Below are 12,994 nucleotides of genomic sequence, written 5' to 3' on the forward strand. Positions count from 1 at the left end.
TCATTATGCCAGCGACGACGTGAGCCAGGCAGGACGGGTGAGCCATTCGCCGAGATCTGTAGATTCGGTGTCGATACGGACAAACTCGCCCGCACTGTCGGCCAGCAGGAAGTAGATCAGGTTCGGTGCTTCGGAATTGCTTCTCGCCACCACCGGCCCACCAACCTGCCGCGACAGTTCGACAGCACCGCTCAGATGCGCCATTGTCATCGTTTCCAGCGTGATCTGCTGCGCGGTCATGGTTCATTCCGGGCCTGAATTCTCGTAGGCCCAAGATAGGCTGCCGCGGACAGCAGTTCCTCCCGACCAGAACCTGAGCGATAGGCGTTTTGACTTTCCTTTGCCGCTGGCGCCGTATCTTATGCCGACGCACGGCTGAAAGGTCGCGCTCCCGCCGAAGCTCGAAAACGAACTCAGGCGCAACTCTCTGCCAAAGCTCTCACGCAATACAAAACAATCTGCTTCAGGGCACATCGAATGCGGCGACTAGTCTTCTCGGTTCTCACTATGATCCTTGCTGTTAAAGGCACGCTGTGCCGACAGGATTGGAAGGATCGACGCTCATGACCCAGTTCAGACCGAAATACATCACCTTCGACTGCTACGGTACACTGACCAACTTCGACATGGCCGGCGCGGCGAGACGCGTATACGGCGCGCAGCTCTCCCCAGCTGGGATGGCGCAGTTCATCAGGGATTTCTCGGCCTATCGCCTCGATGAGGTTCTTGGCGCCTGGAAGCCGTACAGCGAGGTCGTGCACAATTCTGTGGAACGGACCTGCAAACGCAACGGCGTCGCATTCCGGCCCGAGGATGCCCAGCGCATCTATGCGGAAGTGCCGACATGGGGTCCGCACCCGGATGTCCCGGCGGGCCTGGCCAAGGTCGCCAAGGAAATCCCGCTGGTGATCCTATCGAACTCCATGAAGAGCCTGATCATGTCGAACGTGGAAAAACTCGGCGCACCGTTCCACATGGTCATCACGGCCGAGGAGACCGGCGCCTACAAGCCTTTGATGAAGGGCTTCGAATATATGTTCGAGAAGCTCGGCTGCGGCCCGGAGGACATTACGCACGTGTCGTCCTCATTTCGCTATGATCTCATGACCGCCTATGATCTCGGTATCAAGAGCAAGGTCTGGGTGAACCGCGGCCACGAGCCTGCAAACCCCTTCTACGAATATACCGAAATCAAGGATATCGGCGGTCTGGCCGGCGCCGTCGGACTGGAGCGCCCGTTCGGGAATTCGCCTGAACGTCTGTTTGCTGGCGCAGTCGCGCCAGACTGAGGTGCTCCCAAAACGTTAATAATCACTGGTCGCAATAGAGAAAGGGGCGGTTTTCACCGCCCCTTTCTTTGTTGTTCCAACGCTTTAGGGGCTGCAAGTGTTTCCACCTGCTTGCAAGATAACTAGTTAAGCCCGCCAACATGAAGCGTCTTGACCTCGAGATATTCCTCGATGCCGAGCTGCGATCCTTCGCGCCCCACTCCTGACTGCTTGACACCGCCGAAAGGCGCAACCTCGGTCGAGATCATGCCTGTGTTGAGCCCGACCATACCGAACTCCAGCGCCTCGGCAACACGCCATGACCGTTGGAGGTTGTCGGTGTAGAAGTAGGCGGCAAGGCCGAACGGCGTACCGTTCGCGATGGCGATGGCCTCTTCCTCCGTCTCGAAGCGAAAAAGCGGCGCCACCGGACCGAACGTCTCTTCCGATGCCAGGAGCATCTCGGTAGTAGCCTCTCCCAGCACGACGGGCCGTGCATATTGCTTGCCCTCCGGCACCGTCTCGCTCTGGGCGATGATCTGCGCACCTTTCGCCTGTGCATCCGCGATGTGACGCTCGATCTTGTCGATCGCGGCCGCGTTGATCATCGGGCCGATCTCAGTGCCCTCGTCGGTCCCTGCGCCAACCCTCATCCGCGTGACGCGCTGGCTCAGCTTTTCGGCGAAAGCGGCGTAAACGCCTTCCTGCACGAGAATCCGGTTCGCGCAAACGCAGGTTTGACCGCCATTGCGGAACTTGGATGCGATCACCCCTTCAATTGCCTTATCCAGATCGGCGTCGTCAAAGACGATGAAGGGCGCGTTGCCGCCAAGCTCCAGGCTCAGCCGCTTGATGCTATCGGCCGCGCCACGCATGAGCAGCGCACCGACGCGGGTCGAACCGGTGAACGAGATCTTGCGGACGGTTTCGTTGGCCATCAGCTCTTTGCCGATCTCCGCCGGCATGCCGGTTACGATGTTGATAACGCCTGCCGGGATGCCGGCTCGGTCCGCCAGGACGCCGAGCGCCAGCGCCGAGAATGGCGTAAATTCCGACGGCTTGATGACAACCGTGCAACCTGCGGCCAGCGCCGGTGCTACTTTGCGCGTGATCATCGCGTTGGGGAAATTCCACGGCGTGATGATGGCGCAGACGCCGACGGGTTCTTTCAGCACCAGAATGCGGCGATCGGCCGTGGGTGACGGAATGGTCGAGCCACCGATCCGGCGCGCCTCCTCCGCAAACCATTTCACAAAAGATGCGCCGTAGCGGATTTCCGCCAACGCCTCGGCAAGCGGCTTGCCTTGTTCCAGCGTCAGCAGGAGCGCGAGATCCTGTTCGTGCTGGCGGATGAGGTCGTGCCAGCGCTCCAGAAATCCTGCACGCTCGGCATGGGTCCTTTTCTTCCAGCCTTTGAAGGCCTCAGCCGCAGCGTCGATTGCGGCTCTCGTCTCGTTCTCCGCCATTTCGGGAACGGTGCCGAGAACACTTTGGCTGGCAGGGTCAATGACTTCGACCACGCCCTTCGTTTCCGCATCCCACCAGACACCGCCAATCAGCGCCTGCTGGCGGAAAAGGTCGGAATCGTTGAACATACCAATCTTCGTCATCGCATTCATGGTCTTTCCTCTGCCCTTTCAGGTTAATCCTGCCAGCACGGCCTGCGTGATTGTTTCAGTCCTGTCCTTGCCTGCGATCGTGCCAATCCCCCGCGCGGTTGCGGACTCGATCGCCGACATCACTTCTGCCGCAGCCTGCCCCTCACCCAGATGCCCGAGCATCATCGCACCGGACCAGATCGCGGCGATCGGATTGGCGACGCCGAGATGCGCGATGTCGGGCGCCGAACCATGGACCGGCTCGAACATGGAAGGCGCGCTGCGATCGGGATTGATATTGGCAGAGGCGGCATAACCCAGCCCGCCCTGGATGGCCGCTCCAATATCAGTGAGGATGTCGCCAAACAGGTTCGAGGCGACGATTACGTCGAGGCTTTCCGGCGCCAGCACCATGCGGGCAGCCATGGCGTCGATGTGGTAGTGCGAGACCTCTACATCGGAATAGTCTTTCGCTATCTCGCGCGTGACCTCATCCCAGAAAACCATGGAATGTTTCTGCGCGTTGGATTTGGTGACAGATGCCAGCTTCTTGCGGCGCGCCCGCGCCTGTTCGAAACCGAAACGCATGATCCGTTCGACACCCGCACGCGTGAAGATTGCTGTCTCAATCGCGACCTCATTGGCTGTGCCGGAATGGACGCGCCCGCCGGCGCCGGAATATTCGCCTTCCGTATTCTCGCGGATGCACAGGATGTCGAAACCATCGGAGCGGAGGGGCCCCTGAACGCCCGGCAACAGCCGGTGCGGTCGTATGTTGGCGTACTGCGTGAACCCTTTGCGGATCGGCAGGAGCAATCCGTGAAGCGATACTGAGTCGGGCACTTCTGCGGACCAGCCCACAGCGCCGAGATAGATCGCATCGAAGTTTCGAAGTGTCTCGATGCCGTCTGACGGCATCATTGCACCGGTCTCCAGGTAGTAGGCGCACGACCATGGGAATCTTGTGTCAGCAAGGGCGAAACCGCCCCGCTTAGCCGCCGCCTGCAGCACCTGCCATGCCGCCTGCGTCACGTTCTTGCCGATGCCGTCGCCGGGGATGAGCGCTATCTTGTAGGTCTTCATTGATGGAGGTCCTCGTTCGCACTAGCGTCATCGGAACAATAGTGGATCGCCCGCCGCATTTTCGGTCGAGGATGAGCCGCCCGACGGCGTCGAATCGCGTCAGGCGGAACTTGGAAAGCCGATTGTTCTGGAACCTCCGCGCGCTCTATTCGGCCGGACCTTGAGCACTGAACTCAGTCATAAACGCTGACGTAGATCTTGCGTACGGTCTCGATCGTGCGCCAGACGCCGACGAAACCCGGCTTCATCACGAAACTGTCGCCGGCGCGGTAGGTCTTGGTCTCACCGCCCTTCTCCTCGATTTCGACGAGACCCGAAACGATGTGGCAGAACTCGTAGATAGTTCCCTTGATCGAATGCGTCTCGCCGGGCGTCGCTTCCCAGACGCCGGTCAGAACTTTCTCACCTTTCGAGGCATCCTGCGCCCAGGTCTTGAAGGATGGAGTGCCGGAAATGAGCCGCTCCGGAGCCGGTAATGCCTCCTTCGGCGCGAAGTCTGGAACTGTGTCGATCGTGATCAGAAGTGACATGTGATGTTTCCTGGTTAGTAGCCGAGTGTCCGATCGACGAGGCCGATCAGTTCTTCTCCGGCGCGGTGGCGCCGGATATTGTCCACGACGCATTGTGCCGCCGAATGCGGTTGCGTCACCGAGGCGATATGCGGCGTTATCATCACCTTCGGATGCGACCAGAGCGGATGGTCTTCCGGGAGCGGTTCTGGATCAGTGACATCAAGCATCGCCGCAGATACATGACCGATGTCGAGCGCGTTGATCAGCGCGGCCTGGTCTAGTTGCGGACCTCTGCCGACATGCAGCAGCTGCGCCCCGACGGGCAGTAAGTCGAAGAACTCTGCATCGAGCATGCCGTGCGTTTGTTCCGTGAGCGGGAGCAGGCAGACGAGAATATCCGTTTGCTTCAGAAAGCCCGCGAGTTGGTCCCTGCCGTGAAAACAGGCGACGCCTCTATCCGCTTTTCGCTGCGGCTCCACCCGGCAAGCGGAAACTGGAACGGCTTCAAGCGCTCGATAGCCGCGCGGGCCAGCATGCCAAGGCCGAGGAAGCCAACCCGGCGTTCGGCCGCCTGTCGACCGGCAATCGGTTGCCAGAGGCACCTTTTCTGCTGCTCGAGATAGGCGGGCATCTGCCGGTGGAGCGCCAACACGCCGAGCGCGACGTATTCCTGCATCATGCGTATGATGCCATCCTCGACCATGCGCACCAGCTTCACATGGCTTGGCACCACGTCCTGCTTGAACTGGTCGACGCCCGCGCCGGTGGAAAACAGCACTTCCAGATTGCGGTAGCGCGAAATCTCGTCCGGCACCGTCCAGGTAATGAGATAGCGCACCTTCTCTGGCTCCATTTCATCGCCGGAATGGAGGAATTCCAGATCCGGGATCTGGCGCGCAAATATCTCGCGGAAGACCGCGGCACGCGCGGCATCGGAATTGAAAAGAAACGCCATGGTGACCGCCCCTTCCTTCAGGCCGCAAGAAGCGCGCCGAGCCCCTCGATCATCTTCCGGCAAGCGGCGAGTTCACCGATCTCGATATATTCGTCGGCACGATGGGCACGGCCGATATCGCCGGGGCCGCAAATGACCGCATCGATTCCGGCCTGCTGATAAAGCCCGGCCTCCGTACCGAAGCTGACGGCTGTCAGCGGCTCCTGCCCCGTCAGCTCCGTCATAACGGCCGCTAGATCCCTCCCATTCGCGGGCGCAAGGGCGGGATAGGAACTCAACTCGTGCCACGCCACATCAAAGCCACTGTCGCGCAGATCGAAAAGCCGGGCCTTGATCGGCTCAAGCAGGGAGGATGGAGAAACGCCGGGCACGGCACGCACCTCGACGTCAGCGGTGCAACGGTCGGGGATGATGTTGACGGCTTGTCCACCGGCGATGACGCCCACCTGCAAGGAAGAATATGGGGGCTCGAAATTATCATCGAACGGCCCGTCGGCGAGGGATTGGCCATAGGCCACGACGTGCGTGATGACACCGGCCATGGCGTGCACCGCATTGAGTCCGAGATCGGGGCGTGACGAATGGCCGGATCGCCCGATCACCTCGAGCCGTGCGGCCGCCTTCCCCTTGTGCGCGCGCACAGGCTGCATCCGGCTCGGCTCGCCGATAATCGCGCCAAGCGGCTTCTCGCATAAGCTCGGCAACGCCGCTAAGAGGTGCGGCACGCCACGGCAACCCGCCTCTTCGTCATAGGAGAACGCGAGATGAACTGGCTGTCGCAGATTCATCGCCAAAAGTTCGGGAAGCACGGCCAATGCGCAGGCGAGAAAGCCCTTCATGTCGGTGGTGCCGCGGCCGTAAAGCCTGCCGCCCTCGCGGCGCAGGACAAACGGATCCGAGCTCCATTCCGGCTCGCCGGCCGGCACGACATCCATATGTCCAGAGATGATATAGCCCCGAGCCTGGCGCGGGCCGATCGTGACGAAGAGGTTGAACCGGTCACCCTCGGGTCCGGGGAGAACTGTCACCTCGGCTCCTGCCGCCTGACAGTAGTCGCGGATCCAATCGACGATCGCGCTGTTTGGCGTGCCCACAACAGAGGGAAAAGCAACCAGAGTCGCGAGGATTTCTTCCACGTTCATGGCGGTCGCTCTGCTTGCACACTATCACCGGTCGCGACCAGCCTACCCGTATGGAGAAGTGTTCCCTGCCGAATCGCGCCGTGCTTTGGCCGAAGATTGCGAAAAAGCACCTCAAACCAGCGAAACCTGCTGGCTTTCCCCTGTAAAGATGCTGCAAAAGAGGCCTGTCGCAAACATGGCAATCGGAGCCTTAGCACCGCGTGCCTTGCGCATTCGTTGAAGGACCGGATCGACTGAGATGCAGAGATCAGTACGCCTGAAATCCTTCGAACTGGTCGCGCGGGACATTGATGATGTCGACGTCAAGCTACTGCACGCGCTGTCGATCTCAGTCCGCTGGCCTCATCGGCCGAAGGATTGGGACTTTCTGCGCCGCGCCGGCCGCGGCATTGTTGCCGTTGATGGTATTGGACGCGTTTTCGGGAGCGCGATGTGGTTTCCCCACGGGGACGATTTCGCCACCATCGGCGTAGTGATCACAACGCCGCGCACGCAAGCGCAAGGAGGCGGCCGATGGCTCATGGACTTGGTGCTCGAGCAATGCGGCGATCGCAACTTGGCACTCAATGCTACCCATGCTGCCTATCCTCTTTATGTCTCACTCGGTTTCACGACCGAGGCGATCGTATACATGCGCCAGGGGGAGGTCCCACAGACACCCCCAACAATGCCGGCCCTGGACGGTCAATTGCAGGCGCTATCGAGCGACAGGCTGAAGGAGATCACGGCGTTGGATACGCGCGCGTTTGGGACAAACCGCGAGAGGCTGCTCGCGTTGCTCGCGGCCGATGCCTCAATCTGCACTTTGAGCCGTGGCGGCGAGATCGTCGGCTATTCCATGTGTCGCGAGTTCGGGCGTGGCCACGTGATCGGCCCCATGGTCGCGCGCAACGATCTAGACGCGGTCCATCTCACAGCCGTGCATCTGAAGGAACTGGCAGGACGGTTCGCCCGCGTCGATACGCGCGAGAAGGATGGCGTGTTTGCCGCGTTTCTCCAGCAGTGCGGCCTCGGCATCGCCGAGACCGTTACGACCATGTCCAAAGGGCACCGCTTTCTGAACCGGGAAGACAATGGGCCTTGGGTCTATGGATTGGCCGGCCACGCCTTGAGTTGAATGCAAGCACACTGTCGCCTTCAACCAGCGGCCAGAGGATCAGGTCGATCAGTGCGCGCGTCGATCAACCGGCATAATGCGGTTGCCGTCACGCGGCCGGAACGGCTGCCGCTTCGAATCTGCCCCTAATCCCGGATTCGGTTTCCGCTGCCGGCATTATGAGCGTCCGACGCCCATCCGCCACGCCATCCACGATGACGTGGCCGATGCCGCGCGAGCACGGCTCGATGCGCGCGTTGAGGTGATAAATGTCCCGCAGCAGATCGGATGTGATGACGTCCGGCGATGACCCGCATGCGACCAGCCGGCCGTCCGCGATGACCATTGTCTGATCGCTGAAGCGCAGGGCGTGATTGAGGTCGTGCAGGGCGATCAGCACGACCATGCCTCGCGCCTGAGCAAGTTCCCGCATGAGACCGAGCACTTCCACCTGCCGCGACAGATCGAGTGCTGATGTCGGTTCGTCCATCAGCAGGATCTCCGGCTCGCGCACAAGCGTTTGTGCCAGGCTGGCGAGTTGCCGCTGGCCGCCGGAAAGCTCGCCGATGTTGCGGAAAGCGATATCGGCGATGCCGAGCGCCGCCAGGGTCTCGTCGATGCGAGCCAGATCATCGTCGCTCACAGACCAGCCCATACCCTGCTTGCGGGCGAGCAACACTGACTCATAGACGGTGAGCACCGCGTTGGCGGACGTTTCCTGTGGCATGTAGCAGATGCCGCTCTTCCCGCGAATGGCCCCCTCGACATGCATTGCTCCCGGTCCGTGCAGGAGGCCGGCGATGCGCCTGAAGAGCGTCGACTTCCCGGCGGCATTCGGACCGATCACCGCCACGATGTCTCCGCCCTCGAACGCTGGCGTCGTCACATCCCGAAGCCGGAGGCTCGTGCCGTAGCGCGCGCCGAGCGCCTCGAGCCGGATCGTCACCATGAGCGCCTCGTGCTAGACAGGATGAGCGAGATGAAGAACGGGATGCCAATGAGTGAGGTGACGATGCCGATCGGGAAGACCGTCCCCGGGATAAGCGACTTGCTGACGACCGAACTGGCCGACAGGATGAGCGCACCCGACAGGGCCGAGGCGGGCAGGAAGAAGCGTTGGTCCTCGCCGATGACCATGCGCGCGATGTGCGGGCCCACAAGTCCGATAAAGCCTATGGTGCCGACGAAGGCAACGGGGATGGCGGCGAGAAGGCTCACCAGAATCAGCGTCTCAAGCCGCAGGCGGCCGACCTTGACGCCGAAGCTGGCCGCCTTGTCCTCACCAAGCCTCAACGCCGTCAGCGCCCAGGTGCGCCGGGCGAAAATGGGTAAGACTGCGAGGAGAATGAATGTGGTGACTGCAAGCTTGGGCCAGGTGGCGTTGGTGAAGCTGCCCATTGTCCAGAAGACGACCGCCGCCAGCGCTTCCGCCGACGCGAAAAACTGGACGAGCGCGAGCAGCGCATTGAAGGTGAAAACCAGCGCGATGCCGAGCAGCACGATGGTCTCCGCGCTGACGCCGCGCTTTACGCTCAGCACGTGAATGAGGAAGGCCGCCAGCATCGCCATCACAAAGGCGTTGATCGGCACTACATATTCGACTGCGGCGGGGATAAGCCTCACCCCGAAGGCAAGTGCAAGCGCGGCGCCGAAGCTCGCGGCGGCGGATATGCCGACCGTGAAGGGGCTCGCCAGCGGGTTGTTGAGGATGGTCTGCATCTGTGCGCCGGCCACGGCGAGCGCCGCCCCGACGACGATGGCCATCAGGGCTACCGGCATGCGGATGTCCCAGAGCACCACGCGCACCTGCTGCGGCACCGTGTCGGGAAACACAAGCGCCCGCACGACCTCGGCAAGTCCGTAGCGGGCGGGACCGACCGCAAGGTCGACGCACAGGCTGAAGAGCAGGGCAGCGCCGAGGCCGGCAAGGATCAACTGCCGCCGCCAGACGAGAGCGCGGTAACGCCCTCGTCCATCGGTGCTGGCGAGCGCGGTGCTGATGGCCGTCGATTCAATCGACATCGGTCAGCGAGACCCAGTGGCCGGGCCTGTATGCGACGGGCAGGAATTTCTCGTGCAACTCCCTGAAGGTCGCCTCGGGATCGAGATCGGCGAAAAGATCCGGATGCAGCCACTTCGCCATCTGCTGGATGGCGACGAACTGATAGGGGCTGTTGTAGAACTGATGCCAGATGGCATGCACGGCGCCGTCCTCGACGGCCTTCACGCCGGTCAGCGCCGGCCGCTCGGTCAGCGCCTTCAGCTTGCGCAGCGCCTCTGCCTCATCACGGCCGGGGCCGACGCCGACCCAGGCACCGCCCGGCACATAGGCTTCCCACGAGCCGCCGGTGACGATGATCTGATCCGGGTCGGAGGCGATGATCTGTTCGGGATTGAGTGTGCCGAACGTGCCGGGGATGATGTCATTGGCGATGTTGTCGCCGCCCGCCATCTCGACGAACTTGCCGAAATTGTCGTCGCCGAAGCTCATGCAGCAATCGTCCGAATAGCCGCCGGCGCGTTCGATGAAGACCTTGGGCCTTTCCGGCTTGGCCTTCTCGATGAAGTCGGTAACGCGCGCGATCTCGGCGGCGCGCCAGGTGATGAATTCCTCGGCGCGCTCCTCCTTGCCGAACAGCTTGCCGAACAGGCGCATGCTGGGTTCGGTGTTGGTAAAGGGACGCTCGCGGAAATCGACATAGACCAACGGAATGCCGGCGGCGGCGAGCTTCTCGATATATTTGGCGTCTTCCGTGGCCTGCTTCGACTCGATGTTCATCAGGATGACGTCGGGCTTGAGCGACACCGCCTGCTCGACGTCGAAAGTGCCGTCCTTGAAACCGCCGAAGGTGGGGATCTCCGCCATCCTGGGGAATTTTTCGAGATAGGCGGCGTAGTTGTCCGGATCCGCTTGACTAAAATCCTCGCGCCAGCCAGCGATGCGCTTGAACGGGTCCTCGGTGTCGAGCGCCGCGACGAGATAGACCTGCCGGCCCTCACCTAGGATTACCCTCTCGACCGGGATGTTCACCTCGACCTGGCGGCCCGTGATGTCAATCACTGCAACCATTTCGGCCCTGGCGGCCAGCGTCATCGACAGGGCGACGATAGCGGCCGCCATTGTCCCTGCTGGGACCTTTCCGAAATTCATCGCGCCCTCTCTTGAAGTGGATTAGCCAGAGGTGCCTTATAAAAGATGACTTCAATTCTCAAGAAATATCTTTTAGAGCAATTCCAGACTGGTACGACGACAAGGGGTCTGGAATGGCGGGCGAGCCCAATTATTCGCTGCGGGACGAGATACGCGACTATTGGTCGACGCGCGCCGAAACATTCGACCTTTCGGTGGGGCATGAAATCTTCTCACAGCGGGAACGCATGGCCTGGCACAGGCTGATGCTCAAGCACTTGGGCCCCGGGGATGGGCGTCGCGCGCTCGACCTCGCTTGCGGCACCGGGGTTGTATCCCATCTCATGCACGACCTGGGTTATGCCGTGACCGGGCTCGATTGGTCAGAGGCCATGCTTGCCCGCGCGCGTGCAAAGGCGACGCAGAGGGAAAGCGGCATCCGGTTTCTGATCGGCGACGCCGAGCGCACCCTTGAAAAAGGAGAAAGCTACGACGTCCTCGTCACCCGTCATCTCGTCTGGACGTTGGTGGATCCGCGAGCGGCGTTCGCCGAATGGTTCTCGCTGCTTAAGCCTGGCGGACGGCTGCTGATCATTGATGGTGATTTCGTCAGTAGGACCTGGGTAACCCCTCTGCGACAAGTCCTGGAAAGGGCTGTTGGCCGGACAGTCGGGCCAGTCCACGGAGTGGATCAGGCGATGGTGGGCCGCCATCGCAGCATCCTGTCACGGCTCCACTTTTCGCACGGCGCCAAAGCGGACGAGGTCTGCGCGCTTCTCGTCGAGGCTGGCTTCGAAATACCTGTGGTCGACACCCGGCTCGGCGCGATTCATCGCGCGCAGGCGCGGCACATGAACTTCCTCAAGGTCCTGGAACGGTCGATGCAACATCGCTACGCGATCTGCGTGACGAAGCCGGCCTTGCGCATGGGTTCGCCGACATGCTGACCAGCATCGGGCATCGTGCTCCGGAGGCCGGTGGCGCCAGCCCCCAGCTACTCGGTGCCGCCTGATCTACGGCATGGGCTATTCGGAGCATGGCGCGCAATTATCGACGCTGATCGGAAGTGTTTTAGCAGACATTGCAATGGGCCGCACGGATACCAATCCAATCGATGGCATGCACTGGAATGCAGTCCCGCTGCATACCGGCAGGCCGTGGTTCCTGCCGATGTAGGCACCTATTATCGGCTAAAGGACATGCTAACTTGATTCCATCGAGAGGCCCCAATATGGCCGACCGACACCGCCAACAGAAGGATTCATCGTATCGGCACCTCTCGCTCTTGACCGGCCTCAAGGGACTCCAAAGGGATTCCCAAGATTTCAGTCGGTACCCGCAAGGAATGGAACAAGATCGCGAAGCACGGCTTCCGGCGCCTCTTCCGGAACGATGTGGCCACTACCTTTCAAGACGACGCCGCGCAGTTGTTCAGTCACGTCGACGAGGATCGCGCGCGATCCGTCGCCGGCGGAAAACTCCCCGCCCATCGCCAGAACCGGCATCTTCAGTCGAGTTTTCCGGCGCTCCGTGTTCTGGGCGATCGTTTCCGGGATAGCTCGATAGTATGAAAAGCCCGCCCTGAGGGCGCCCGGGCTTGAATAGGCGGCGATGTAGGTGTCAACTGCGACCGCCTCGCGCTGAACCGACCACTGTTCGAACATCCAGGTGAGGTATTGCGCCTCGCGACCCTGGATCAGCATCTCTGGGAGGTCAGAGAGCTGGTTGAACATGAAATGCCAGCGGAACTTGAGTTTCTCGACAGGGCCGAAGATTTCGGCATTTGGAGCGATCCCCGGAATGCTCGCATCCATGAGAGCGACGCGCTCCACCGCATCCGGGAAATCGGCTGCGAGCGCGTAACCGATCCACTTGCCGATGTCGTGGCCAACGACCTGAAACCGCGCATATCCGAGCAAACGCATCAAGCGGTGCAGATCCGCCGCTGCGGTCGCGGTATCATATCCTCGAGCCGGCCGGCTCGACTGCCCGATGCCGCGGGGATCGACCGCGATAGCCTTGAAACCCGCCTCGGCGAGGCCTTTCATGACATGCCGCCAGACATACCAGGTCTGGGGCCAGCCGGGGATGAGCAGGACCGGCAGTCCATCGCCGACCGAGACATGGTGCAGGCGAACGTCGCCGACCTCGCTGTAGCCGTGAACGAAGCCGGCCTCAGAGTCGTTCTCTACAGTTGTGCGTTGCATGAC

General features: G+C 61.4%; 12 protein-coding genes and 2 pseudogenes. 4 read left to right on the plus strand and 10 right to left on the minus strand.

The window, feature by feature from the left end; genetic code table 11:
* Positions 1-3: 3 nt before the first annotated feature.
* Positions 4-240, minus strand: a complete 237-nt coding sequence (locus NKH43_RS03290; RefSeq protein WP_352856575.1) for a hypothetical protein — start codon at positions 238-240, stop codon at positions 4-6.
* Positions 241-563: 323 nt separating this feature from the next.
* Between NKH43_RS03290 and NKH43_RS03295 the strand changes: the two genes are divergently transcribed.
* Positions 564-1,289, plus strand: a complete 726-nt coding sequence (locus NKH43_RS03295) for a haloacid dehalogenase type II (protein ID WP_352856577.1) — start codon at positions 564-566, stop codon at positions 1,287-1,289.
* A 122-nt stretch (positions 1,290-1,411) separates the two neighbouring features.
* On the opposite strand, the gene NKH43_RS03300 is transcribed toward NKH43_RS03295, so the two are convergent.
* The 5 genes and pseudogenes from NKH43_RS03300 to argE all read right to left on the minus strand — a co-directional run bounded on the left by NKH43_RS03300 (position 1,412) and on the right by argE (position 6,558).
* The gene (locus tag NKH43_RS03300; protein WP_352856579.1) at positions 1,412-2,887 is read right to left on the minus strand and encodes an NAD-dependent succinate-semialdehyde dehydrogenase; all 1,476 of its coding nucleotides are present in this window, start codon (positions 2,885-2,887) and stop codon (positions 1,412-1,414) included.
* 18 nt (positions 2,888-2,905) lie between these two features.
* Positions 2,906-3,949: a tartrate dehydrogenase gene (locus NKH43_RS03305; protein ID WP_352856581.1), complete on the minus strand. Its 1,044-nt coding sequence runs from the start codon at positions 3,947-3,949 to the stop codon at positions 2,906-2,908.
* Between the two features lie 173 nt (positions 3,950-4,122).
* Positions 4,123-4,479, minus strand: a complete 357-nt coding sequence (locus NKH43_RS03310) for a cupin domain-containing protein (RefSeq protein ID WP_023718603.1) — start codon at positions 4,477-4,479, stop codon at positions 4,123-4,125.
* A 14-nt stretch (positions 4,480-4,493) separates the two neighbouring features.
* A pseudogene (locus tag NKH43_RS03315) lies at positions 4,494-5,416 on the minus strand (2-hydroxyacid dehydrogenase).
* 17 nt (positions 5,417-5,433) lie between these two features.
* Positions 5,434-6,558, minus strand: a complete 1,125-nt coding sequence (argE, locus tag NKH43_RS03320) for an acetylornithine deacetylase (RefSeq protein ID WP_352856583.1) — start codon at positions 6,556-6,558, stop codon at positions 5,434-5,436.
* A gap of 238 nt (positions 6,559-6,796) precedes the next feature.
* Here argE and NKH43_RS03325 point away from each other — a divergent pair, with 238 nt between their 5' ends.
* Positions 6,797-7,675, plus strand: a complete 879-nt coding sequence (locus tag NKH43_RS03325; RefSeq protein ID WP_023718606.1) for a GNAT family N-acetyltransferase — start codon at positions 6,797-6,799, stop codon at positions 7,673-7,675.
* An 88-nt stretch (positions 7,676-7,763) separates the two neighbouring features.
* Here the strand turns inward: NKH43_RS03325 and NKH43_RS03330 are convergent, their stop codons facing one another.
* The 3 genes from NKH43_RS03330 to NKH43_RS03340 are packed head-to-tail and all read right to left on the minus strand — an operon-like array spanning position 7,764 to position 10,775.
* Positions 7,764-8,603 carry an ABC transporter ATP-binding protein gene (locus NKH43_RS03330; RefSeq protein ID WP_352856585.1) on the minus strand — a complete coding sequence of 280 codons (840 nt, stop codon included), beginning with the start codon at positions 8,601-8,603 and terminating at the stop codon, positions 7,764-7,766.
* Positions 8,597-9,676: a FecCD family ABC transporter permease gene (locus NKH43_RS03335; protein WP_352856586.1), complete on the minus strand. Its 1,080-nt coding sequence runs from the start codon at positions 9,674-9,676 to the stop codon at positions 8,597-8,599. The genes NKH43_RS03330 and NKH43_RS03335 overlap by 7 nt, the downstream gene beginning before the upstream one ends.
* The gene (locus tag NKH43_RS03340; protein ID WP_352856588.1) at positions 9,666-10,775 is read right to left on the minus strand and encodes an ABC transporter substrate-binding protein; all 1,110 of its coding nucleotides are present in this window, start codon (positions 10,773-10,775) and stop codon (positions 9,666-9,668) included. The genes NKH43_RS03335 and NKH43_RS03340 overlap by 11 nt, the downstream gene beginning before the upstream one ends.
* 143 nt (positions 10,776-10,918) lie before the next feature.
* On the opposite strand from NKH43_RS03340, the gene NKH43_RS03345 reads away from it, so the two are divergent.
* Together NKH43_RS03345 and NKH43_RS03350 are read left to right on the plus strand one after the other, a co-directional pair.
* Entirely contained in the window at positions 10,919-11,731 is an 813-nt protein-coding gene (locus NKH43_RS03345; RefSeq protein WP_352815128.1) for a class I SAM-dependent methyltransferase, read from the plus strand.
* 61 nt (positions 11,732-11,792) lie between these two features.
* Positions 11,793-11,995: pseudogene (locus tag NKH43_RS03350) on the plus strand (FAD-dependent oxidoreductase); the annotation flags it as partial.
* 114 nt (positions 11,996-12,109) lie between these two features.
* Here the strand turns inward: NKH43_RS03350 and NKH43_RS03355 are convergent.
* Complete coding sequence (locus NKH43_RS03355) at positions 12,110-12,991, minus strand: alpha/beta fold hydrolase (RefSeq protein WP_352856589.1); 882 nt, start codon at positions 12,989-12,991, stop codon at positions 12,110-12,112.
* Between the last annotated feature and the right edge of the window lie 3 nt (positions 12,992-12,994).

The organism is Mesorhizobium sp. M1163 (assembly GCF_040318415.1).
Taxonomy (GTDB): Bacteria; Pseudomonadota; Alphaproteobacteria; order Rhizobiales; family Rhizobiaceae; genus Mesorhizobium.

What these genes read in the sequence shown, in the direction of transcription:
- NKH43_RS03305 (WP_352856581.1), bottom strand. Translation starts at nt 3,949, where the DNA reads ATGAAGACCTACAAGATAGCGCTCATCCCCGGCGACGGCATCGGCAAG.
- NKH43_RS03290 (WP_352856575.1), bottom strand. Translation starts at nt 240, where the DNA reads ATGACCGCGCAGCAGATCACGCTGGAAACGATGACAATGGCGCATCTG.
- argE (WP_352856583.1), bottom strand. Translation starts at nt 6,558, where the DNA reads ATGAACGTGGAAGAAATCCTCGCGACTCTGGTTGCTTTTCCCTCTGTT.
- NKH43_RS03345 (WP_352815128.1), top strand. Translation starts at nt 10,919, where the DNA reads ATGGCGGGCGAGCCCAATTATTCGCTGCGGGACGAGATACGCGACTAT.
- NKH43_RS03335 (WP_352856586.1), bottom strand. Translation starts at nt 9,676, where the DNA reads ATGTCGATTGAATCGACGGCCATCAGCACCGCGCTCGCCAGCACCGAT.
- NKH43_RS03295 (WP_352856577.1), top strand. Translation starts at nt 564, where the DNA reads ATGACCCAGTTCAGACCGAAATACATCACCTTCGACTGCTACGGTACA.
- NKH43_RS03325 (WP_023718606.1), top strand. Translation starts at nt 6,797, where the DNA reads ATGCAGAGATCAGTACGCCTGAAATCCTTCGAACTGGTCGCGCGGGAC.
- NKH43_RS03340 (WP_352856588.1), bottom strand. Translation starts at nt 10,775, where the DNA reads ATGGCGGCCGCTATCGTCGCCCTGTCGATGACGCTGGCCGCCAGGGCC.
- NKH43_RS03355 (WP_352856589.1), bottom strand. Translation starts at nt 12,991, where the DNA reads ATGCAACGCACAACTGTAGAGAACGACTCTGAGGCCGGCTTCGTTCAC.
- NKH43_RS03330 (WP_352856585.1), bottom strand. Translation starts at nt 8,603, where the DNA reads ATGGTGACGATCCGGCTCGAGGCGCTCGGCGCGCGCTACGGCACGAGC.
- NKH43_RS03300 (WP_352856579.1), bottom strand. Translation starts at nt 2,887, where the DNA reads ATGAATGCGATGACGAAGATTGGTATGTTCAACGATTCCGACCTTTTC.
- NKH43_RS03310 (WP_023718603.1), bottom strand. Translation starts at nt 4,479, where the DNA reads ATGTCACTTCTGATCACGATCGACACAGTTCCAGACTTCGCGCCGAAG.